This is a genomic window from Haematomicrobium sanguinis DSM 21259, assembly GCF_000688395.1.
GTDB classification, from domain to species: Bacteria; Actinomycetota; Actinomycetes; order Actinomycetales; family Micrococcaceae; genus Haematomicrobium; species Haematomicrobium sanguinis.
This window is the reverse complement of the sequence record NZ_JIAG01000017.1, coordinates 40120-61448: the sequence shown is the minus strand read 5'-3', so window position 1 is coordinate 61448 and position 21329 is coordinate 40120. Positions and strand designations below refer to the sequence as shown.

Sequence of the window (21329 nt, the reverse complement as noted above, 5' to 3'; positions counted from 1 at the left end):
AAATGCGGAAGGTAAGGGATTTGAACCCTTGGTACGGGGTTACCGCACACTGGTTTTCAAGACCAGCTCCTTAGGCCGCTCGGACAACCTTCCAGACGTACAAGTTTCCCACATTCGGCGCCCCGCCCCCAATTCGACTGTGCAGAACACGCACGCGACACGCCGTTAAAGCGTGCATTTTCTGCACAGTCGATTTCGAGTGTGCGCGTTTCGCGAGGGCGATAGGGTTAACCGCACCAAGCATCCGCGGAATCCCAGGGGGAGTCATGGCAAAAGATTTAAGCACGACGGCGAGTGGTTCCGTTCCCGAATCGCCTCACCTTGAATTGGGGTTAGACACGTTCGGGGACGTTCTGGCGGACTCGAGCGGCCAGCGGCTTTCGCAAGGGGAATCGTTGCGGCGCGTGGTGGAACACGGCGTTCTGGCCGACGAACTGGGGCTTTCCTATTTCGGCGTCGGTGAACACCACCGCCCCGACTATGCGGTGTCCTCACCCGAAATTGTCTTGGCCGCGATTGCCGCGCGAACGCAAAACATTCACTTGGGCTCTGCCGTGACGGTGTTGAGTTCGGATGATCCGGTGCGCGTCTATGAGCACTTTGCCACCCTTGACGGACTGTCGAACGGCCGTGCCGAGGTGACCTTGGGGCGGGGATCTTTCATTGAGTCTTTTCCGCTCTTCGGGTATGACCTCGAGGACTACAACGAACTCTTCGAGGAAAAGCTTGAACTCTTTTCGCTGTTGCGCAAGGAAGAGCCGGTGACCTGGCAAGGCACCATGCGGAAGCCGCTGTCGCGGCAAATGGCCTACCCGGTCACCGAGTCCGGTTCGCTAACAACGTGGGTTGGCGTGGGAGGCAGTCCAGAATCCGTGGTGCGCACGGCACGCTACGGGTTTAACCTCATGCTGGCGATCATCGGGGGAGACGCAGCGCGTTTCCGACCCTACGTTGATCTTTACCACCGCTCACTCGCCGAGTTTGGCCAACCCACCGCCCCGGTCGGGGTGCACTCGCCTGGTTTTGTTGCCCCGACGGACAAGGAAGCGATCGACTTTTATTGGCCGTATTACGAGTCTCGCGGCCGGATCATGTCGCGCGAGCGCGGGTGGCCAGAACCAACCTTTGAGCATTTCCTTGCCGAAATGGAACACGGCGCGCATTACGTTGGTTCGCCGGAAACCGTGGCCACCAAAATCGCCGCCACCGCCAAGACTCTTGGCCTCTCCCGGTTTAACCTCAAGTACAACGGCGGTCCGATGCCAGATGAGGAGCTCCGCTCCAGCATCGAGCTCTACGCCCGAGAAGTTGCACCATTAGTTCAGGAGAAGCTCGCATGAAAGCAGTAGAGATTCGGGACGTCGACGGTGCACGGACACTCGTCCCCACCGAGGTGCCGGTGCCCATGTTGCAACCGGGAGAGGTTCGGATCAATGTGGTCGCCGCGGGTATCAACCGAGCCGATGTTCAACAAGTCAAAGGCGTTTATCCGCCGCCACCGGGTGCATCCGAACTCCCTGGGCTTGAGGTCTCAGGCACCATTGCGGCTGTAGCTCCGGACGTCGATATATTCCACGTCGGTGATGAAGTGGTGGCACTGCTCTCGGGAGGTGGCTATGCAGAGCAGGTCACGGTGCCTGCCGGGCAGGTTTTGCATCGGCCGGACAATGTCGAACTGGTCGATGCGGCCGCCATCCCCGAGGCCGTCGCCACCGTATATTCCAATATCTTTATGGTCGCCGATGCGCAGCCGGGGGACACCATTTTGATCCATGGCGGCGCAGGCGGAATTGGCACCACGGCGATTCAGGTGGCCCGGGCATTGGGACTCACCGTCATCGCCACCGCAGGAAGCCCGGAAAAGTGCCAGAAATGCCTCGACCTTGGCGCTAACCTCGCGATCAATTACCGCGATCAAGATTTCGTGGAAGAAGTGCGCGCCTTCGCCGAAGGCCGCGGCGTCGATGTTGTGCTCGATGTCATTGGAGCTAAATATCTTGAGCGGAATATATCTGTACTCGCGCTGGGCGGGCGAGTGGTCGTCGTCGGACTTCAAGGGGGAGCCACTGCGGAACTGAACCTCGGCACCTTGATGACCAAACGCGCGTCCATCATTGGCACCACACTGCGATCTCGGCCGACGGAAGAAAAGGCGGAAATCATGCGCCAGGTACGCGAGGTGGTGTGGCCGCTCATCGAGTCCGGTGCACTGGTGCCGCAAATCGACCGGACCTTCCCGCTCGATCAGGCCGCCCAGGCACACGAGTATTTCAACTCGGGGCAGCACGCCGGAAAAGTGCTCCTGACGGTCTAAAAAGATTTCCCCTCACAACTCTTGACGAACTACATACTCGGTATGCATGCTTATGTATATACCGAGTATGTAAGGGTTTCAGATGTCGATTAAGCATTCGATCTTGGCGATGCTCCTTGAGGGGCCGCGTTACGGTTATCAACTCCGCTCAGAATTCGAAGACAGAACCGGAGGGACCTGGCCACTCAATATCGGTCAGGTGTACACGACGCTGGATCGACTCGATCGCGACGGCTTCATCGAGAACAAGGGCGACGATGGGGAAGGCCATGTTATTTACCAACTCACCGAAAAAGGTGAGGCGGAAGCGCAACAGTGGTTCGAGTCGCCGGTAGAACGGAACTCGTTGCCCAGAAACGAGCTGGCTATCAAGATTGCGCTGGCCCTGACAGTACCGGGAGTCGATGTGTCGGCGGTTATCCAGGTGCAGCGGTCCGCGTCAATCAGATCACTTCAAGAGTTCAATCGCTTGCGAAGGTCGGCGGATTCGCAACTAGATACCGCCTGGCTACTTGTGCTCGATTCGCACATCTTTGCCGCAGAGGCAGAGGTTCGATGGCTGGACCATGCGGAAGTCACGGCAAAGAAAGCCTTGCGCCCTCAGCATTCATCGGCCAGACCGGATCAAGCTTCAACAATTAGGAGTCACTCATGAGAAATCAGGCGCTTCAACTGGCTTCGGTCAACAAAAGCTACGGTTCTGGCGCAAATCGTGTGGCTGCGCTCCGAAATGTCTCGATGGAAATTGTGAGCGGCGAATTTGTTGCTGTGATGGGCCCATCCGGGTCAGGCAAGTCTTCGCTCCTATCAATAGCCGGAGGGCTCGACCGACCCGACGACGGCGCGGTGTTTGTGCAAGGGACACCGCTTGCCGACTTGAGCCTGAATGACCTGGCCAGGGTGCGGCGGCGGTCCATTGGGTTCGTCTTCCAAGACTTTAATCTGGTGCCGACCCTCAGCGCGTCAGAAAATGTGTCGCTACCGCTTGAACTCGATGGAGTTTCAGCGCGAAAGGCGGGCCGCCTTGCTTCAAAAGCGCTGGAGAGCGTCGGGATTGGAGAACTCGGTGACCGTTTCCTCGAAGAAATGTCGGGGGGTCAGCAACAGCGTGTTGCTATTGCCCGGGCAATCGTGGGCAATAGGCAGCTCATCCTTGCCGATGAACCTACCGGAGCCCTCGACACAGTTACGGGAGAAGAGATCATGGGGGCGCTCCGAGACCGTGCCGATGCTGGCTCGTCGGTGCTCCTCGTCACTCACGAGCCACGTCACGCAGCATGGGCCGATCGAGTCATTTTCCTGCGCGACGGGCGGATAGTTGACACGGCGGAGCCCACTTCTGGCCCCGATGAACTCTTGAGTGCGAGCGCGTGAGATGGGGGCATTCAAGAGTTGGTTCGCTCGAACGCGCATCTGCTTGAGGCTTGCTCGTCGAGAAATCACGCGCCACAGGGGGCGGTCCGCACTCATCGTGTGCATGGTCATGATGCCGGTTGCACTGGTGATGGCGGTAGCCGTGGTATCAGCAAGCATGGTACCGAATGCCCAGGAACGAGTGAGCGAGTTTGTCGGGGGCTATCAGGCGAAGATTACCGAAATTGGCCAACCGATTCTTCAGGACCCGCGCAGGCCGGACGAGTACTTCTTGTTGTCGCCAGCCGTGCCAGGGGCGACCCAGGAAAATCAGCGCCCGGTATCGTCAGCGAACCAACTCCTGCCAGACCTGCTCCCGGCGAACTCCGAGCTCTTGCCCACCTGGCAAACGGGGGTTTCGGTAAGCACAAGCACCTACTCATTTGGCGCGAACTTGATATATCGAGACATCTTTCGGCCCGAGGAGCGCGGCGGTTTTACAGTAATCGACGGCGGTGCGCCCCAGGGCGATACCGAGGTCGCCGTCACCGAACAACTTGCGAAGAACTTTGAGCTCAAGGTGGGAGACTCGCTGGAAATCCCGGTCGCACCCAACGGCGTCACTCTCACTGTAAGTAGCGTCGTCCGCCCAGAAAACCGGGAGACACCATCCGGGGCGATCTACTTCTTTGGCAAGACATTCGCTGGCGCAAGTTTGGAATCGTCAAGGGGAAGCTCCCCTGTGCAAACTTGGTATGTCGCTTCGGATTCGTCTGTGGGCTGGAATGACGTTCAGAAACTCAACAAGGCCGGCTTTCTGGTGGATTCGCGGACCGTCCTCCTGGATCCCCCACCCGGAAACGTGAATATTCCGGACGGTTTGCAATCGGTGCAACGTTCGGAATCGGGAGAAATTCTCTTTGTGGGACTCGGAGTTATTGGTGGCGGTGTGCTCGCGCTCATTTTTGCTATGGTCTGCGTCTCAGCATATTCGGTGTCTGCTCGGCAACAGTACCGATCAAGTATTCTGCTGGCGATTACCGGTGCCGATCGCCGAACGGTTTCGGGATCGCTGACAAGCATGGGTCTGATTCTTGGTGCGGTGGGAGGAATTGTCGGTGTTGCCGTAGGCATTGGTGCGGGGGTCGGGGCCGTCGCGATAGGAAAGAACGTCATCGGCGGACTCTACGGTCCCCATATCTGGTGGGCAATTATCCCCATTCTTATTCTGGCGGCCATCGCCGTGAGCATGATTTCCAGCGGCATCCCTGCGCGCCGCCTCAAGAAATCCAGTATGCGAGCAGCACTGAGACTAGCCCGAACAGCGGGCGACACGAAACCGCCTCGATGGCGCGCTGGAATCGTAACGGTGACGTGCGGGCTTGCCGTGTCTCTCGCGGGATACTTTGCATTTAAGGCAGCATTTGAATCCGAATCGCAGAACTCAACCCAATTTTTGGGGAGTGCCTTGGCCATGGTGGGGCTCGTCGTCGTACTTATTGGAATCTTGCTATTGGTCAGCCCCATTGTTGCCCTGCTCGCGAAAAACCAAGGGAAACTCCCGGTCTCGCTTCGCATGGCGTTGCGCGATTCGGCGAGAAATCGGACCCGAACTACCGCATCGGTAGGTGTGATCGCCGTGGTGACGATGGGAGTGTCGCTCGGGATGATCTCGTCCGCATCGGCGGAAAACTACATTCTCAGTTCACAGCCGCGCGCCACCGCTGAAAATACCTTGGCATTGACGGTCAACAGTCAGGCAAGGCCAAAAGGCGTCGACCCGATGGACTGGTACGCCCAACTGGATTCCGCAGTGCTTGAAACCCAGCCGAGCGCGAATACGGCACTCATGATCAATGCCGTCGAGTCAATGGCTAATTGCACCGTGACGGAGGAGAAACCCGACTGCGATCCCTACCTTGCGCTCACTCCAGAAGCTAACCGTTGCACCCCAGATCGAAACGGGACGCTGCAGTGTGAGGGCGGATTCACCCAAGGGCGGATGCCAAGTTATGTCGTGGGAGATGCGGCCACGTTTCAGCGAATCACGGGCGTTGCACCGAGTCCCCAAGAGCAACAGGCCCTAGACTCTGGTGGCGCGCTCACCTTCATGCCCGCACTCATCGACGGCCAGGTCCTCAAGTTTGTTCAACTCGATGACGAGTCCCCTCGGGACACCAACGCGCGCGATCTGGAGGACTATTACGCCAGCTCGCCAGTTGGCGAGGTGCCCGCGACCGTATCGGACAAGGCGAGCTATGGAACTCAAGTGTTGCTCTCGCCCTCAGCCGCGGAGCGCCTGGGTATGACCGCGGTACCTATCTTGCGCACATACGACATTCCTCAGCCGTTGGGCGCGCAAAAGGTCGCCCAGCTGGCCAAAACGGTGTCAGAACTTTCGGTTCCAGGCCGGCCCGTGCAGGTATTGGACGCATCAGAGGGCCAGTCTCAGGCTGAGGGAATTTCCACTGTTATAGCCGCTGGCGCTGTGGGATTCCTCGTGATCGTGTTGCTCATTAGCGTAGGGCTCGCGGCGGCCGAGGGCCGCGAGGCGAACGCCGTACTTGCGAGCATTGGGGCGTCGCCGCGGGTCCGTAAAGCGTTGGCAGGGTGGCAGTCTGGAACGACCGGTATGTTGGGTTGCGCACTGGGCGGTCTCATTGGTGTCATCTTTGGAGTGACATTTTCCCAAGTGATGTCCGGGGCGTCCCTTAGCGTTCCGTGGCTAGGACTGGCAGTTCTGCTGCTCGGAACGCCGTTGGCTGCCGCTGCGGTGGCGTGGCTCTTCACCAGGGCAAAATTGCCTCCGCCACGGCGCGAGCGGCTAGGTTGAAGCTTGCGCTATCTGTTCTTGCGGGTGAGTAATATGAGATTCACATCACCGATGTCATGACCGTAAAACTCGCAGCGCCGGGAAGCGCCAGCCACCTCAAAGGAGAGCACCGTGAGCCAGACCGTGGGGAATCAGGAACTTCCGCCGCCGGCCGTCGATGAGAAGGTCGCGCAGGCCGAAGACCGCAAGTGGACACCGATCAAGATCATCATTTGGGTCGCGATCGCGCTACTGGGCGGCGTCGCCTGGACGATCCTCGCGATTGTGCGCAGCGAACCGGTGAACGCGATCTGGTTTGTGTTTGCAGCGGTGTGCACCTACTTCATTGCCTACCGTTTCTACTCCAAGTTCATCGAGAACAAGATCACCCGTCCCAATGATCGGCGCGCCACCCCTGCCGAGTACAACGCCGATGGCAAGGACTTTGTCCCTACCGATCGCCGGGTGCTCTTTGGCCACCACTTTGCGGCCATTGCCGGTGCCGGCCCGCTCGTCGGCCCAATCCTGGCCGCGCAAATGGGCTACCTGCCCGGCACCATCTGGATCATTGTCGGCGTGGTGCTCGCCGGCGCGGTTCAGGACTACCTGGTCATGTTCTTCTCGATGCGCCGCGGCGGGCGCTCGCTCGGCCAAATGGCGCGCGAAGAACTGGGTGTGATCGGTGGCACCGCAGCGCTCATCGCAACCCTCGCCATTATGGTCATCATCGTGGCGATCCTCGCGCTGGTGGTCGTCAACGCGCTCGGCGAATCCCCGTGGGGCGTGTTCTCGGTAGCGATGACCATCCCGATCGCGCTCTTTATGGGCCTGTACTTGCGTTACATCCGCCCCGGCAAAGTCACCGAAGTCTCGATCATCGGGTTCGTGTTGCTGATGGCCGCGATTATCGGTGGCGGGATGATCGCGGACACCGCCTGGGGCCAAGAGATCTTCACCCTGGGCCGCACCGAAATCGCATGGGGCATCATCATTTACGGTTTCATCGCCGCGATCCTCCCGGTCTGGCTGCTCCTCGCCCCGCGCGACTACCTCTCCACCTTCATGAAGATCGGTACGATCGTGATGCTCGCCGTCGCGATCATCATCGTCCGCCCGGAAATCAACTGGCCGGCCTTCAGCGAATACGCCGATAACCCCGCGGGCGGCCCCGTAGTCCCCGGCTCGCTCTTCCCGTTCCTCTTTGTCACGATTGCCTGCGGCGCGCTCTCCGGCTTCCACGCCCTGATCTCCTCCGGCACCACCCCGAAGCTGGTAGAGAAGGAAAAGCAAACCCGCTTCATCGGTTACGGCGGAATGCTCATGGAGTCCTTCGTCGCGATCATGGCGCTCGTCGCTGCACTGTCAATCGATCGCGGCATTTACTTCGCCATGAACTCCTCCGCGGCCGCAACCGGGGGCACCATCGAAGGCGCGGTCGCGTTCGTCAATGGGCTGGGTCTGACCGGCGTCAACCTCACTCCGGACATGCTCTCCAGCCTCGCGAGCAACGTCGGCGAAGAGTCCGTGGTTTCGCGCACCGGCGGCGCCCCGACACTCGCGGTCGGCCTCGCGCAAATCATGCACTCGCTCATTGGCGGCCCCGGATTCATGGCCTTCTGGTACCACTTCGCCATCATGTTCGAGGCGCTGTTCATCCTCACCGCGGTCGACGCCGGCACCCGCGTCGCCCGCTTCATGCTCCAAGATTCCATCGGAAACTTCATCCCGAAGTTCAAGGAAACGAACTGGCGTCCCGGCGCGTGGCTCTGCACCGCGATCATGGTTGCCGCCTGGGGTGCGATCCTCATCATGGGCGTCACCGACCCGCTCGGCGGCATCAACACCCTCTTCCCGCTCTTCGGCATCGCGAACCAGCTTCTCGCGGCGATCGCGCTGGCCATCTGCATGACCATCGTGGCGCGCAACCGCCGCTTCAAATACCTGTGGGTGGTCGCGTTGCCGCTCGGTTTCGCCTCGGTTGTGACCATCACCGCGAGCGCCTACAAGATCTTCTCGCCGGTTCCCGCGGTCGGTTACTGGGCACAAAATGCGGCCTTCAGCCAAGCGCTCGCCGACGGCAAGACCGAATTCGGCACCGCAAAATCGGTCGCCGCCATGGAAGCCGTGGTACGCAACTCCGCCATCCAGGGCACGCTCTCAATCATCTTCGTGGTGCTTTCCATCATCGTGATCCTGGCTGCCATCCTGGCAACCTGGCGCGCATGGCAACACCGAAACGAGCCGGCCCCGGTGAGCACCGAGGACCCCGAAGTGCCGTCCAAGATTTTCGCGCCCGCGGGCCTGATCCCCACTCCCGCTGAGCGCGAGTTGGAAAAGGAATGGGCCAGCGTGGGCGCGGCACCTCGCCGCGGTGGGCACTGATGAACGACGGCGTCTTCCGCACTCGAGCGCGGAACGGCTGGCTTGAGCTTCGGCGCATCTTCCGGGGCGTCATGGGTGCGGACGCCTACGAGAAGTATCTGCAGTACCACGCGGCCCACGGGCATGCTGGACCGCCAATGACGGAGAAGGAGTTCTGGCGGGAGAAGACCGACCGCCAAGACGCCAACCCGCAAGGCCGCTGCTGCTAGCTCCCTAGCCACCCCCGCACCACCCTCGCCGAGCGCCCCACCCCCGCCGAGTCGGCATGTTTTCCGCTATAGGGCGGCCCTATAGCGGAAAACGTGCCGACTCGGCGGCGGGAGTGTCGTCGAAGGGGGTCCAACCTCGCTTGCGAAGTGCGGACTTCACCTTCTCCACGGCGATCTCCATGTTTCTCAAGTCCACTTTCGTCAGTCGGATTTGAAGCCAGCCGTTCATTTGGACGCGCATGTCCCGGCTCGCATCGGAATGCAGCTGGTCGGCCGTGAGGTGGTGGGCGCCCTCGTATTCAACACACACTTTGAAATCAAAGTTCGCAAGATCCGGCCATGCGACGGGTTGCTCATGCTCGTCGTGAATGGGCATATTTGCGTGGAAAAATGGGCAGCCAGCGTCTTCTAATGCCAGTCGCAGTTTGGTCTCTGGAGGCGAGTCCGCACCGTCGACGGCGCGATCGATAGCGGCCATAAGCCTGCGAATTCCCCGCGTCCCTCGCTTCTTTGCCAAGTATTTCAGCAACACCTGACGCGGCAATCTGGCCTTTTTCGTCAAACGCAGACTGCGCATGCCGCTCGAGAATAAGTGATCCAGAGCAACGATGAGATCTACCTCGCTGAGGTATTGGGCGAGATCCAGAATCGTTCGTGCTAGCGACGTCACCGCGATCCCACCCACTTCGGTGATTTCCTCGGGTTGGAGCTCGCTGGCGTGGCCTTTTGTCCCCCGGCGGCGCGGCGCGCGATGCTCGGGCGGGACCGTGATGTGGACCAGGTCAAGCGGGCTGACGAGTGTTCGCTGAGTGCCAACGCTCATCCATTGTCGCCGCACGCGGAACGGTAGAGGAATTCCATGCAAATGCGCCGCCGTGAAATGACTGGCGACGCCGGTTACCGATTCCGCGACAACGCACCTGACGAATTGGGGGTAGGAGCCTTCGCGGGGTTCCAAGTCTGACACTGCGCGAATTCCCCGGCTCGGGGTGAGCAACTCCTGGCGGCCAAGTTCGTGTTTGGTTATCCCTAGCCTCCGCGCGTCTGCAGCCAGGAACGCGGGGCTAGCTAACTGTGGCGGTAAGGGACGTGGGCGTTTTGGCATGGAACAATTCAAGCCAAAATGTGAGAACCGCGCAGAAGTTATCCACAGGCTGGGTGTGCCGGCGAAGCGAGATGCCAGCGTCGCGGCTCCCCACCTACGCCGAGTCGGCACGTTTTCCGCTATAGGGGGCGCCTATAGCGGAAAACGTGCCGACTCGGCGAAGGGGCGCGCTACGCGGGGGTCGACGCGTTCCGGTTCCGCTTCGCGACCAGCACGCAGCGCACCACGTAGAAGATCACCACCGCGCCGCCGATGATCCCTGCAACCCACAACCGCTCCACTGGGAAGAGGAAGTACGCGAGGAGCGCGAACACCACCAGCCCAATCACACCGGCCCGGATCTCTCGGCCCACGGTCGGCAAGAGCGAAAACGTCGTCAGATCTTTGAGCAGTTCCATCGTTATCGTTTCTCCCATTTCATTGTTGTGCTTGCCAGATATCCAAAGAGCGCGGCCCACGCGAACAACGCAATGAGCGCAAGCCAGGTATCCCCGGCCACAGCCCCGCCTTCATAGCTCGCCTGCAACACCACGTAGAACGATCCGCCGGGCGTCACTTGCGCGTACCGGGCCATGCCCTCAACCGCGAACTGGGCCCAGAACATCGTGCCGAGGAACACCAACATGAACGGCATGACGGTGATTTGCGCGGCGCTGGCCGAAGGCGTGAAGTTCGCGGTTAAGAGCGCCGCCGTCACCGACATCGCCACCAGCCCCACCATGGCCAACCCGAATAGCAGTGCGCTCGTGGGGGGAACGGTGCCCACCCACACGAGACCCGCCGCAACAATGAGCGCCTGAAAAACGGCAATCCCCAGCACCGGCAGCACGATCGCGGAAATGATCGCGCCATCGCTCATGGATGAGGTCCGCAATCTCTTGAGATACAGGTCCTCCCGACGGGTTGTCATGGTCGTGGTGAGCGTGAAATACACCGAGAAGATCCCGTTGTACATTGCCACGATCGAAATCATGACCACTGCCACGGCCGGGGTGCCCATGCCGCTGTTCGGGCGCAACACGATAAATGCGCTCAACGCCAAGGGGATGACGATGGCCGAGATCGAGACGGTCTTGTTGCGCAAAATCATCTGCATTTCGCGTTTGGCTACAATCATGATCTGGCGAAACGTCCCGGGCCCTTTGCGCCCAGCGTGCACGTAGCCCACGGGTGCTTGCTCCATTGTGCTCATTGCTCTCTCCTTACGCTTCCTCGGCGGCGTCGCCGCTCGTCTGACTGATCTGACGGAAAACCTCGGCAAGGGATGCCTCCGACGCCCGCAAATTCTCCAGTTCCACACCCAACGCATCGGCTCGAGAAAGCAAGCGGTAAAGCTCGCCTTGCAAATCCGCGGGCCGCAACGCCACCTGTGTCACCTCGCCGCGCGGCGTCAGCGCCGCTGAACCGCGGCTTTCCAACCCACCAAGAACCCCATCAACCAGCTCGCCCGGCACGGCAAACGAAATGTTCGCCGGCTGGCTGGCCAGCACCTCGGTGAGCGAGCCCTCCAGCGCGATCCGCCCCTCGTGCATGATCGCGAGGCGATCGGCCATGGACTCGGCCTCCTCGAGATAGTGCGTGGTGAGGATGACTGTTGTGCCGCCGTCGTGCATTTTCTGAATATGCGCCCAGGTGCGGTCCCGCGATTCCGGATCCAGCCCGGTGGTGGGCTCATCCAAAAACAGCAGATCCGGCTCATTGATCGTCGCCATCACGAGGTCCAGGCGGCGGCGCTGCCCACCGGAGAGTTTGCGCACACGCACGTCCGCTTTGTCGGTGAGCTTCAGCCCGGCAAGCGCCTCGGCAACCCGCGATCGCACCGCCGCGGATGAGAGTCCAACGCTGTTCAGCTCGAGCCACATCCGCGCCGTCTCGGCAACCGTGAGATCCTCGGCGAGTCCGGCGCTTTGCAGCATGACCCCGAGGCGCCCGGCCAGCTTGGCGCGGTGCGCGTAGGAGTCCATACCGAAAAGATGTGCGACGCCGGAGCTCGCCTTGCGCTGTCCCTCGAGCGTTTCGAGGGTGGTCGTCTTTCCGGCCCCATTGGTGCCCAACAGGGCGTAAAACTCACCGGTCTTGACGCTCAAGTTGATCCCTTTGACGGCGGTGAAATCGCCGTACTTGACCACGAGGTTTTCCGCCTGGATCGCCTGGGCTTCCGGGTCCACCTGCCGTGCAGGTTGTTCGGTCTGGGTGATGGTCATGGCCGCCTCTCTTTCGGTGTCGAGCTGATGTTTCTAGTCTTCGCGAACGTGTCCGGCTCCTATAGTGGCTAGCCGTCACCGGTTCGCCGGGTACACCTCACATGGAGCTCATGACAAATGTCACGGCCCTAGGATGGGAAGCATGGAGCAGATGATCGCCACCGCACGCGAGGCGAGCCGTGGAGCGATCGCGGCGCCCAAACGGATGCGGCAAGCCTGGATTTACACCTGGGTGTCGGTGGCGTTTGTGCTGGTGATGTACCTGTTTCTGATCGACTTCTTCTTGGTGCTCTACCTCGTGAAGCAGCAGCCGCCGAGTTCACCGATCCTGGTGGCGTTGATCGCGCTGAGCCTTCTCATTGCGGGGATGTGCCTGCGGGTGCTCTTTGCCGCGAGGTATATGTATGGGCGCGGTTTGGCGAGCCTGAAGATGGTGTGGGTGCCGATCGGTCTGGCCGCCGTCTTTGCCCTGCTCGCGTTTTTTGATCCCTTTCTTGGGCCGGTGGCGGTGCTGCCGTTGACGGTGGCGCTCAGTTTTGCGTTCTTGCCCGCCACGGTAGAGCAGCGTCGGATCATTTGGGTGGCGCTCGCGCTGATTTTGGCCTTCTACCTTTGGTATAGCGGACAGAATCCGTCAGCGGTTTCGGCCAGCTACGGCTCCTTTGTGCTGTTTGCCTTGATCCCGCCGCTGACGATCATGCCCACGTTCTGGTGGTGGCAGGTGATGCTCCAGTTGGACGAGGCACGCACCGCCGAAGCGGAGTTGGCAACCGCCCGCGAACGGCTACGCATCGCTGGCGAACTGCACGACATTCAGGGCCACCACCTGCAAGTCATCGCGCTCAAGGCCGAGCTTGCCGCCCGGCTCGTGGCGAAGGACCCGGATGCCGCCGAGGAAGCGATGCGCGAGGTTCAAGACATCGCCCGCAACACCATGGAAGATACCCGCGCCCTGGTCCGCGGCATGCGGCACACCGAGTTCGGCGCCGAACTGGTCAACGCCGTGAGCGTGCTGGAAGGCGCCGGGATCTCGGCCCGCATTGATGCACCCAATACCGATGTCCAGGCACCTCTGACTGAGGTGCTTGGCCTGGCAGTGCGGGAAGCGACAACCAATATTTTGCGCCACTCGGCCGCAAAGCACGTGGTGCTCAGCCTGCGCCAGAGCGCCACCAGCGTGGACTTGCGCATCAGCAATGACGCACCCACCACCCCCACCGCGCAGGTCAATCCGGGCTCGGGCCTCAAGACCCTGCGCGAACGGGTCTCCGAACTCGGCGGCACCGTGGACACCAAAGCCCTGGAAACCGAATTCATCCTGACCATTACGGTCCCCACAGCATCCACCTCAGTGCGCCCCGCCCCGGCGGCGCCCCCGAGTCCACAACGAGCCACCCCGCCGAACCGCAGAAAGACCCGACATGATCCGCCTCCTGTTGGCCGATGACGAGGACCTCATCCGCGGCGCCCTTGCCGCCCTACTTGGCCTCGAAGACGATTTTGACATCCTCGCGCAGACCAACAACTCCGCCGACGCGGTGACACTCGCAATGGAGCACCGCCCCGACGTCTGCGTCCTCGACCTGGAAATGCCGCCGACCGACGGCATCGACGCCGCCGAGAAGATCACTCGCGCCACCCCGGCCAAGATCATCATCGTCACGCGGCACGCGCGCCCCGGCGTCCTGCGCCGCGCGCTCGCCGCCAAGGTCTCCGGTTTTGTCCCGAAATCCACCCCCGCCGAACAGCTTGCGCGGGTGATCCGGGATGTCGCCCACGGTAAGCGCTACGTGGACCCGGACATCGCTGCCAGTGCGCTATCCGGGGAAGTCAGTCCGCTCACCGACCGTGAACTGGACGTCCTGCGCCTCACCCGGCGGAACCTGAGCCTCGCCGAAATCGCGAAAGAGTTGCACCTCGCGCCGGGAACTGTGCGCAACTACGTCTCCACCGCGATGGCCAAACTCGGCGAAAGCTCCCGCTACGGTGCCGCCGACCAAGCCTGGCAGCAAGGCTGGATTTAGCGCCCCGGTAGAGACAGCGCCCGGCAATTTTGACACAATGAACCCGTGACCGACGCATCGCAAGCACCCGCCGCAACCGCACCCGCGGGCACTGCGCCGACCTGGCCGACCGAGCCGACCGAACCGACCGGCCTCGCCGAAATCCACGAGCGCTCGCTCAAGGAGCTCGAGGACGGCCTCTCACCCGAGCTTCAAGACAAACTGCGCCGCATCACCCTTCCACTGAGCGACACCGACGACGCGCCACCCACCGAATCCGAACTTCGCATCGCCCAGGCACAACTCGTCGGGTGGCTCGAGGGCCTCTTCCACGGCATCCAAACCGTCATCGCCGCGGGCGTCATCATCGGCGAGGACGGCGAACCGGTTCGCCAAGCGCCCGGCTCACCGAAGCTGCGGGACACCCAAGAGAAGCACGACGGCGATGCCCCCTCCACGGGTCAGTACCTCTAAGCGCGTGGTCACCAAGGCGAATCTCGCGTGAAACTGTTCAAGAAGAAGCAACGGCAACCGGACCTTGGAACCGGGGTGTGGAAGCGAGCGGCGGACCGATTCGACCGCTCGCTGGATCGATACCACCAGGTCCTCGACGGAATCGAGGACACCGAGGATTACAACCATGCGGTCGTGATCGGCAACGAACTCGTCCAACTAGCCGGCCACGTGCGGGAGTTGGCGGCCCGCGCTCAGGAGGCATCGCCGTCGTACACCTTGGACGTCCCCGGGAAACTCTCCGATGCGCACCGCGCGCTCTCGCGGGCGAGCAACTCGCTGGCCACCGCGGTCGAGGCGCTCGCGCTCTATCGGTTGGCAAGCGAGCAAGGATTGCGCCTCGATGCCACGACCCATCTAGACGCGGTGCGTTTCAGGTTGGACATTGTTAAAAGAGACGTCGCGGAATCGGAATTGATCCTGGATGCCGCGAGTTAGACGAGACTGTACGGAAAAAATCGAGAGAAGGAACAGCGTGAGCAAGTCACCAGAACTGAAGTTTAATGACGGCAACTCGATCCCTCAGTTGGGGTACGGCGTGTGGCAGGTCGAGAGCGATGTTGCCGAAGACGTGGTCGGGAAGGCGCTGGACGCCGGGTTCCGTCACGTGGATACCGCCAAGATTTACGGGAATGAAGAGGGCGTGGGCAAGGCTCTGGCCGAAAGCGACGTGCCGCGCGAGGACGTGTTTGTCACTACCAAGCTGTGGAACGAGGATCAAGGTTATGACTCCACACTTGCCGCCTTTGACGAATCCATGCAGCGCCTCGGTTTGGACGAGCTGGACCTGTACCTGATTCACTGGCCGGCGATTGCCAAGGGCAAGTATGTGGATACGTGGAAGGCATTCGTGGAGTTGCAGAAGCAGGGCCGCGTGAAGTCGATCGGTGTCTCCAATTTCCCCATTGAGCAGCTTGGGGAGATCATTGAGGCGACCGGGGTGACCCCGGCGATCAACCAGGTTGAGACGCACCCCTACTTCAATCAGGAGGAGTTGCGCGCGTTCCACAAGGAGCACGGCATTTTGCACGAGTCCTGGTCCCCGCTTGGGCAAGGCAAGGAAGTTCTCGAGGATCCGGTAATCGTCAAGATTGCGGAGAAGCACGGGGCGACCCCGGCGCAAGTCATCATTGCTTGGCATCTGGCGCTCGGCAATGTGGTCATCCCGAAGTCGGTGACCCCGGAGCGCATCGTGGAAAACTTCGCGGCGCTGGACGTGAAGCTGGATGATGAGGACGTTGAGGCGATCAACGGCCTGTCCAAGGATGACGGGCGCATCGGCCCCGACCCCAAGACCGCCGACTTCTAACCCCCACCCCTCCCCATCGACTGTGCAGAACACGCACGCGACACGCCGTTAAAGTGTGCATTATCTGCACAGTCGATTTCGAGTGTGCAGTCGATTTTGAGCCTGCACAGGGGTGGGCGCTCCGGATGGCGTGAAAAAGCCCCGCTTCCCGAATGTGGGAGGCGGGGCTTTTTCGTGTTGGAGTCTGTGGAGCCACCTGTCGGAATCGAACCGACGACCTAGTCTTTACGAGGGACTCGCTCTACCGACTGAGCTAAGGTGGCGCGTCAAACACGCAAGAAATAACTGTAGCCGGGCGGTGCGCGGTGGGTCAAAGCGGCGTCTATAGGTTCGCTTCTTTGATGAGCCAGGCGTAGAGCTTCTCCAGGCGGCTCTCCTCGGGGACGGCCAGGCCCAAGAGCGTGTTGATGTACACGCCGTCGCCGACCAGGACGATCGCATCGGCGAGAACCGGGTTTTTGACCACCTTGCGCACCTCATTGCCCCACTGGCCGTAGAGCTTGCGGATGCGTTCACGGATCTCATCGTTGCCAGCGCCCGCCGAACGCAAGACCGCGAGCACCGACTGGGACAGTTCCTTGTCCTCGGTCTCGCCAGGGACGGACGTGTCCAAATACCAGCGCACCATCTCGCGGGGGGTGCGTATCTGGGTCAGTTCTTCTTGGGCGGTCGCATCGAGGCGGTCAATGAGCCCAAGGTAAAGCGCTTCCTTGCTGGGGAAGTGGTAGAGCAGACCGCCCTTGGAGACTCCGGCGTTGTCGGCAACGGCCTCGAGCGTGACCGCTTGGGTTCCTTCTCGGGACAAGATGTCCTGAAGCGAGTTGAGGATGTTGTCTCGAGTCTCTGAGGCCATGGGGCAAGTCTACTTAAACCCCGCCGGCCACTGTACCGGCCGGACGGAATAAAGTTCGTGCTATCCTGGTTACTGTACCGACTGGACGGTTTTATTTTCAGATACTTTCAACCACATTCTTTACGGCGGGATACCGCCGTGCGCCATCGTGAGGAGGAATCATGGCTCAGCTACACACCGCGCCGCAAAAGATTATTGCGGCGCCAACACGAAATGACGGAACCGTATCGGGTGGTGTGCCACGTGCCGGGTTCCGCCAGTGGATCAGCCTCGCGGTGTTGACCCTCCCCGTGGTGCTGGTCGCCGCGGACTCCACGATTCTTGGTTTTGCCGTCCCATCGCTCAGCCGGGCGCTGGAACCCAGCGCATCCGAGATGCTGTGGATCATTGACGTCTATTCGTTTGTTCTGGCCGGCTTGCTTGTCACCATGGGTACCTTGGGCGACAAGATTGGCCGCAAGAAGCTCTTGCTCATCGGCTCGGCCGGCTTTGGCGTGGCCTCTGTCATCGCCGCGTTTGCCCCGGATGCGACCTCGCTCATTGCCGCCCGCGCGGCCCTGGGCATTGCCGGTGCAACCCTCATGCCTTCCACCTTGTCCATGTTGCGCGACATCTTCCGTGACAACAACCAGCGCCGGATCGCGATCGGCATCTGGTCCGCCGCCGCCTCTGCTGGCGCGGCACTGGGCCCCATCGCCGGCGGGTTCCTGCTGGAGCACTTCTGGTGGGGATCGGTATTCCTGGTGAACGTGCCCGTCATTGTGGCGATCGTGATTGCCGGAGCGTTTTTGCTTCCCGAGTCCCGGAACCCGCACCCGGCCAAATTCGATATCTTGTCCTCGCTGTATTCGCTGGCGGGCATCCTGCCGGTGGTATTTGCGATCAAGCACATGGTGGAGTCAGGGTTCGATCTGGTGACACTCGGTAGCGCCGCAGTGGGCGGCCTGTTCTTGGCCGTGTTTATCCGCCGCCAGCGCGTGCTTCGCGACCCGATGATTGACGTCGAACTCTTCAAGAATCCGCGTTTCTCCACGGGTATCGCGGTGCAAACGGGCAGCATCTTTGCGCTAGCGGGAAGCTTGTTTGTGATCACCCAGTACCTGCAGTTGGTGCTCGGAATGGGGCCGATGGAAGCCGCATTTTGGCTCATCCCGGCCATGGTTGCCGAAGCCGGATCTGCGCTGCTCGCGGCCGCCGTTGCGAAAAAGATCGGTGTTCGCCCTGCGATCACCATCGGGATGACGCTCGTGGCGGTGGGCTTTGCCATCGCCGTGGTCGCCGGCGCGCACATGCCGGTGATTGTCTTGGGCGCCGGAATGTTTGTTCTCGGGTTCGGCACAGGCCTCTCCTATGCGCTCTCCAGCGACGCGATCATGGGCTCGGTGCAGCCAGAGCGAGCCGGCTCGGCCGCCGCCGTGGCCGAAACCGCGTATGAGATGGGCCACGCCTTGGGTGTTGCTATCCTCGGTAGCATCCTCGCGGTGGTGTATCGCGCGGCCATTGACGTCCCGGCAACCCTCGGCGCGGATCTAGCCGACAAGGCCCGCTCCACCCTGGGCGGTGCCATGGAGATCGCCAGCGATGTACCGAACCCGGCTGCGGCGAAGGCGCTGACCGAATCGGCTCAGGGCGCATTCCTGAACGGCTTCACGGTGCTCGGCATCATCGCGTCGGCGCTCATGCTCGGCATTGCGCTCCTTGCCTGGAAGACGTTGCCGAAAGATCTCGCCGTCGACGCCGCAAGCGCCGCTGAACACTAAGCCACGGTGCCCCGAGCCACCGGCGGGAACCCGAATTACACAGGTGTTTACCCGGCGGTTGCCTCGCGGTCAGCGAGGGGAAGCGTAGGAACATCACACTTGAGGAGGCGCGCGTACACATGCGCGCCTCCTCACGATGTCCGCGAATAACCTGCGGCGAGAACTGAAAGGTCGGTGGCATGTCGGTCAACGCGAGCAGGATCGCTTTGGCGGTTCTGGATATGGGCGGCACAACCATTGACGAGTCAGCGGTGCATGACGCAGCTCTGACCGAAACCCTGCAATCCGTTGACGCACGCACCGGCACCGATCAGATCGCCAATGTGCGCCGTTACGCCAAAGCGCACTCGGGCATCCCCAAGATCAAGGTCTTTGAGCATTTCTTCGGCAACCGCGCCCCCGAGTTCAACCGGGCCTTTGAAAATGCCTACGACAGCCACCTCGCCGCCCTCGGAGTCCAGCCGATTCCTGGCGCGGAGGACGCGATCAATGCGCTCAGGGAACGCGGGCTACAGATCTGCCTCATGACCGGGCTCGCCCGCCACACCCAAAATCAGATCTTGGAATCCCTGGGGTGGATGGGGCTTGCCGACCTCAGCCTGTGCCCATCGGATGCCGGACGCGGCCGACCCTATCCGGATATGATCCTGACCGCGATCCTCGCCCTGGACATTAACGATGTGCGTCAGGTGATGGTCGTGGGCGACGCGCCCTCCGACATCGTCGCCGGATTGAGGGCGGGCTCTCTCGACGTGATTGGCGTACCCACCGGAGCGCACACGGAAACGGAATTGACGCTCGCCGGCGCGAAGGCCGTGGTCCCGTCCATCCGCGATGTACCGGCATGGCTGGATACCGAGCGCGCCCGTTACGCGCGTCCCGCTTAACGGCCTATTAGCACCGCATCCCTGCTGCGGGCACGGTCCCATCCAGCAAGTACTTATCGACCGCATCATTCAGGCACGCATTCGCCCGCCCATACGCGGTGTGTCCTTCACCCTCATAGGTGAGCAACGTCCCGGAAGATAACTGATCTGCCAAGGACACCGACCACTCGTACGGGGTGGCCGGATCGCCGGTCGTGCCAACAACCAGAATGTCCCCCGCTCCTTCGGCGCTAATCGGTGCGGGCGTCCGGTTTGCCTTGACCGGCCACTCCTGACATCCCACATCCCCGTACGCCAAATACTTGCCGATCGTCGGCGACACCTTCTCCAACTGTGCCGCCTGCGCCCGCATCTGCTCATCGCTCGCATCTGCTGGGTAGTCCAAACAATTCACCGCGGTAAACGCGTTCATCGAGTTCCCGCTATAGGTGCCATCCGCTTCGCGGTCGGCGCTCAAATCCGCGAGCAGCAACACCGTGGTCGGGTCCCGCCTGGACACGAGCTCTTCGAGAGCCTGCGTCAGCGCCGGCCAATTCGCCTGCGAATACAGCGGCAAAATGAGCCCGGAAACCATGAGCGAACCGTTGACCATCCGCCCATCGCGAGCTTGAAGCGGTTGCGCCGTCGCCTCCTCAATCAGGGATTTGATGGTCGCCAACCCCTCATCGACCGACCCGGTCAGCGGACAGTCGGACCCGCTCATGCAATCGGTCACATACGCGCGGAATGCTTTTTCAAATCCGGCCGCCTGACCCAACGTCAATTCCGAAGAACTGATGGACGGGTCAACCGCACCATCGAGCACAAAACGTCCAACGTTCTTTGGAAAAATGTTGGCATAGGTCGCGCCAAGTAGCGTCCCATAGGAAAACCCCAGATAATTGAGCTTCTTATCTCCCACAAGGGCACGAATAATATCCATGTCCCGTGCGGCATTCTCGGTACCGACATAGTCCAAAATACCCTTGGAATTATCGGCGCAGGCCTGCCCGAAAGCCTTGGCAACCTCCCGCGCGGCCGCCATCCCCTCGGGTGTGCTGGGATCATTGTAGGTGGCGCGATACTTGTCGGTGCCTTGCGCGTCATAGCAGGTCACGGGCGTTGAACGCTTGACGCCGCGCGGGTCGAAACCGACCACATCATATGCGTCGCGTACCGGCTGCGTTGTGAGCGCCTGCGCGCTCTCGAGGACAGAGTCCACGCCAGAGCCGCCGGGCCCCCCGGGGTTAATGAGTAGCGATCCCTTTTTCTCGCCTCGCGCCGGCGACTTGATAATTTCCAGCGTAATACTGCGGTCTCCCGGATTCGCGTAATCTAGGGGAACTTTGATCGTTGCGCATTGGTAACTATTCTCACAACTCTTCCATTCCACCTGTTGCGTGTAAAATTCTCGCAAGTTATCCGGAATGGAGCCGATAATTTCAGGATCGGCGGTAAATGTCTTGCCGTCGGGGGCCGCGGGCGCGCCGACACATCCGGCCAGCGCAAGGGTGAGCGCCATGAGTGCAGCGATCAATGATGAACGACGGCGTTGCTCGCCTTTTCGATGCCGCTTACGGTGTGCGGGGGTCAAGTCAGGCATCGCCGAGCTCCAAACGTTTCGATCGCAAAAGTCTTAGCCCAAT

The 21329-nt window shown here is 61.2% G+C and carries 19 protein-coding genes, 2 tRNA genes and 1 pseudogene; 14 read left to right on the top strand and 8 right to left on the bottom strand.

Features of this window, described 5'->3' with window-relative positions; genetic code table 11:
• Positions 1–5 precede the first annotated feature (5 nt).
• A tRNA-Ser gene (locus O148_RS0113160) sits at positions 6–93 on the bottom strand.
• A gap of 173 nt (positions 94–266) precedes the next feature.
• On the opposite strand from O148_RS0113160, the gene O148_RS0113155 reads away from it, so the two are divergent.
• From O148_RS0113155 to O148_RS0113125, 7 genes are all read left to right on the top strand, one after another.
• Positions 267–1340 carry an LLM class flavin-dependent oxidoreductase gene (locus O148_RS0113155; protein ID WP_051620216.1) on the top strand — a complete coding sequence of 358 codons (1074 nt, stop codon included), beginning with the start codon at positions 267–269 and terminating at the stop codon, positions 1338–1340.
• Positions 1337–2314: an NAD(P)H-quinone oxidoreductase gene (locus tag O148_RS0113150; protein WP_026531289.1), complete on the top strand. Its 978-nt coding sequence runs from the start codon at positions 1337–1339 to the stop codon at positions 2312–2314. The genes O148_RS0113155 and O148_RS0113150 overlap by 4 nt, the downstream gene beginning before the upstream one ends.
• Before the next feature lie 82 nt (positions 2315–2396).
• Complete coding sequence (locus tag O148_RS16645; protein ID WP_051620215.1) at positions 2397–2969, top strand: PadR family transcriptional regulator; 573 nt, start codon at positions 2397–2399, stop codon at positions 2967–2969.
• Complete coding sequence (locus O148_RS16640; RefSeq protein ID WP_035746168.1) at positions 2966–3688, top strand: ABC transporter ATP-binding protein; 723 nt, start codon at positions 2966–2968, stop codon at positions 3686–3688. The genes O148_RS16645 and O148_RS16640 overlap by 4 nt, the downstream gene beginning before the upstream one ends.
• Before the next feature lie 181 nt (positions 3689–3869).
• Positions 3870–6500 (top strand): ABC transporter permease family protein, encoded by a 2631-nt coding sequence (locus O148_RS0113135; protein ID WP_169737539.1) that lies wholly within the window; start codon positions 3870–3872, stop codon positions 6498–6500.
• 111 nt (positions 6501–6611) lie between these two features.
• Positions 6612–8861: a carbon starvation CstA family protein gene (locus tag O148_RS0113130; RefSeq protein WP_026531287.1), complete on the top strand. Its 2250-nt coding sequence runs from the start codon at positions 6612–6614 to the stop codon at positions 8859–8861.
• Positions 8861–9070, top strand: a complete 210-nt coding sequence (locus O148_RS0113125) for a YbdD/YjiX family protein (RefSeq protein WP_026531286.1) — start codon at positions 8861–8863, stop codon at positions 9068–9070. Before O148_RS0113130 ends, O148_RS0113125 begins: the two co-directional genes overlap by 1 nt.
• 79 nt (positions 9071–9149) lie before the next feature.
• Here the strand turns inward: O148_RS0113125 and O148_RS16635 are convergent, their stop codons facing one another.
• The 4 genes from O148_RS16635 to O148_RS0113105 form a co-directional block, all read right to left on the bottom strand.
• Complete coding sequence (locus tag O148_RS16635) at positions 9150–9893, bottom strand: hypothetical protein (RefSeq protein ID WP_051620214.1); 744 nt, start codon at positions 9891–9893, stop codon at positions 9150–9152.
• 452 nt (positions 9894–10345) lie between these two features.
• Positions 10346–10591: a hypothetical protein gene (locus O148_RS0113115; protein WP_157374639.1), complete on the bottom strand. Its 246-nt coding sequence runs from the start codon at positions 10589–10591 to the stop codon at positions 10346–10348.
• Positions 10576–11367, bottom strand: a complete 792-nt coding sequence (locus O148_RS0113110) for an ABC transporter permease (protein ID WP_026531284.1) — start codon at positions 11365–11367, stop codon at positions 10576–10578. The genes O148_RS0113115 and O148_RS0113110 overlap by 16 nt, the downstream gene beginning before the upstream one ends.
• Positions 11368–11377: 10 nt before the next feature.
• Entirely contained in the window at positions 11378–12379 is a 1002-nt protein-coding gene (locus O148_RS0113105) for an ABC transporter ATP-binding protein (protein WP_075204370.1), read from the bottom strand.
• Positions 12380–12521: 142 nt separating this feature from the next.
• Here O148_RS0113105 and O148_RS17230 point away from each other — a divergent pair, with 142 nt between their 5' ends.
• The 5 genes and pseudogenes from O148_RS17230 (at position 12522) to O148_RS0113080 (ending at position 16204) form a co-directional block, all read left to right on the top strand.
• Complete coding sequence (locus tag O148_RS17230; RefSeq protein ID WP_169737538.1) at positions 12522–13826, top strand: histidine kinase; 1305 nt, start codon at positions 12522–12524, stop codon at positions 13824–13826.
• On the top strand, positions 13801–14403 hold the full coding sequence (locus O148_RS0113095) for a response regulator transcription factor (protein ID WP_026531282.1): 603 nt from the start codon (positions 13801–13803) through the stop codon (positions 14401–14403). The genes O148_RS17230 and O148_RS0113095 overlap by 26 nt, the downstream gene beginning before the upstream one ends.
• A gap of 132 nt (positions 14404–14535) precedes the next feature.
• A pseudogene (locus tag O148_RS17440) lies at positions 14536–14856 on the top strand (proteasome activator); the annotation flags it as partial.
• Positions 14857–14883: 27 nt separating this feature from the next.
• Complete coding sequence (locus O148_RS0113085; RefSeq protein WP_026531281.1) at positions 14884–15333, top strand: hypothetical protein; 450 nt, start codon at positions 14884–14886, stop codon at positions 15331–15333.
• A 37-nt stretch (positions 15334–15370) separates the two neighbouring features.
• A complete protein-coding gene (locus tag O148_RS0113080) occupies positions 15371–16204 on the top strand; it encodes an aldo/keto reductase (protein ID WP_026531280.1) in 834 nt (277 codons plus the stop codon).
• Between the two features lie 187 nt (positions 16205–16391).
• On the opposite strand, the gene O148_RS0113075 is transcribed toward O148_RS0113080, so the two are convergent.
• Positions 16392–16467 (bottom strand) — tRNA-Thr (locus O148_RS0113075).
• A gap of 59 nt (positions 16468–16526) precedes the next feature.
• On the bottom strand, positions 16527–17057 hold the full coding sequence (locus O148_RS0113070; protein WP_026531279.1) for a TetR/AcrR family transcriptional regulator: 531 nt from the start codon (positions 17055–17057) through the stop codon (positions 16527–16529).
• Between the two features lie 161 nt (positions 17058–17218).
• On the opposite strand from O148_RS0113070, the gene O148_RS0113065 reads away from it, so the two are divergent.
• Together O148_RS0113065 and O148_RS0113060 are read left to right on the top strand one after the other, a co-directional pair.
• Entirely contained in the window at positions 17219–18817 is a 1599-nt protein-coding gene (locus O148_RS0113065) for an MFS transporter (RefSeq protein WP_084157313.1), read from the top strand.
• Between the two features lie 179 nt (positions 18818–18996).
• Positions 18997–19704, top strand: a complete 708-nt coding sequence (locus O148_RS0113060; RefSeq protein ID WP_026531277.1) for an HAD-IA family hydrolase — start codon at positions 18997–18999, stop codon at positions 19702–19704.
• A 7-nt stretch (positions 19705–19711) separates the two neighbouring features.
• Here O148_RS0113060 and O148_RS16620 read toward each other — a convergent pair whose 3' ends face one another.
• Entirely contained in the window at positions 19712–21286 is a 1575-nt protein-coding gene (locus tag O148_RS16620) for an alpha/beta hydrolase (RefSeq protein ID WP_084157312.1), read from the bottom strand.
• Positions 21287–21329: the final 43 nt, after the last annotated feature.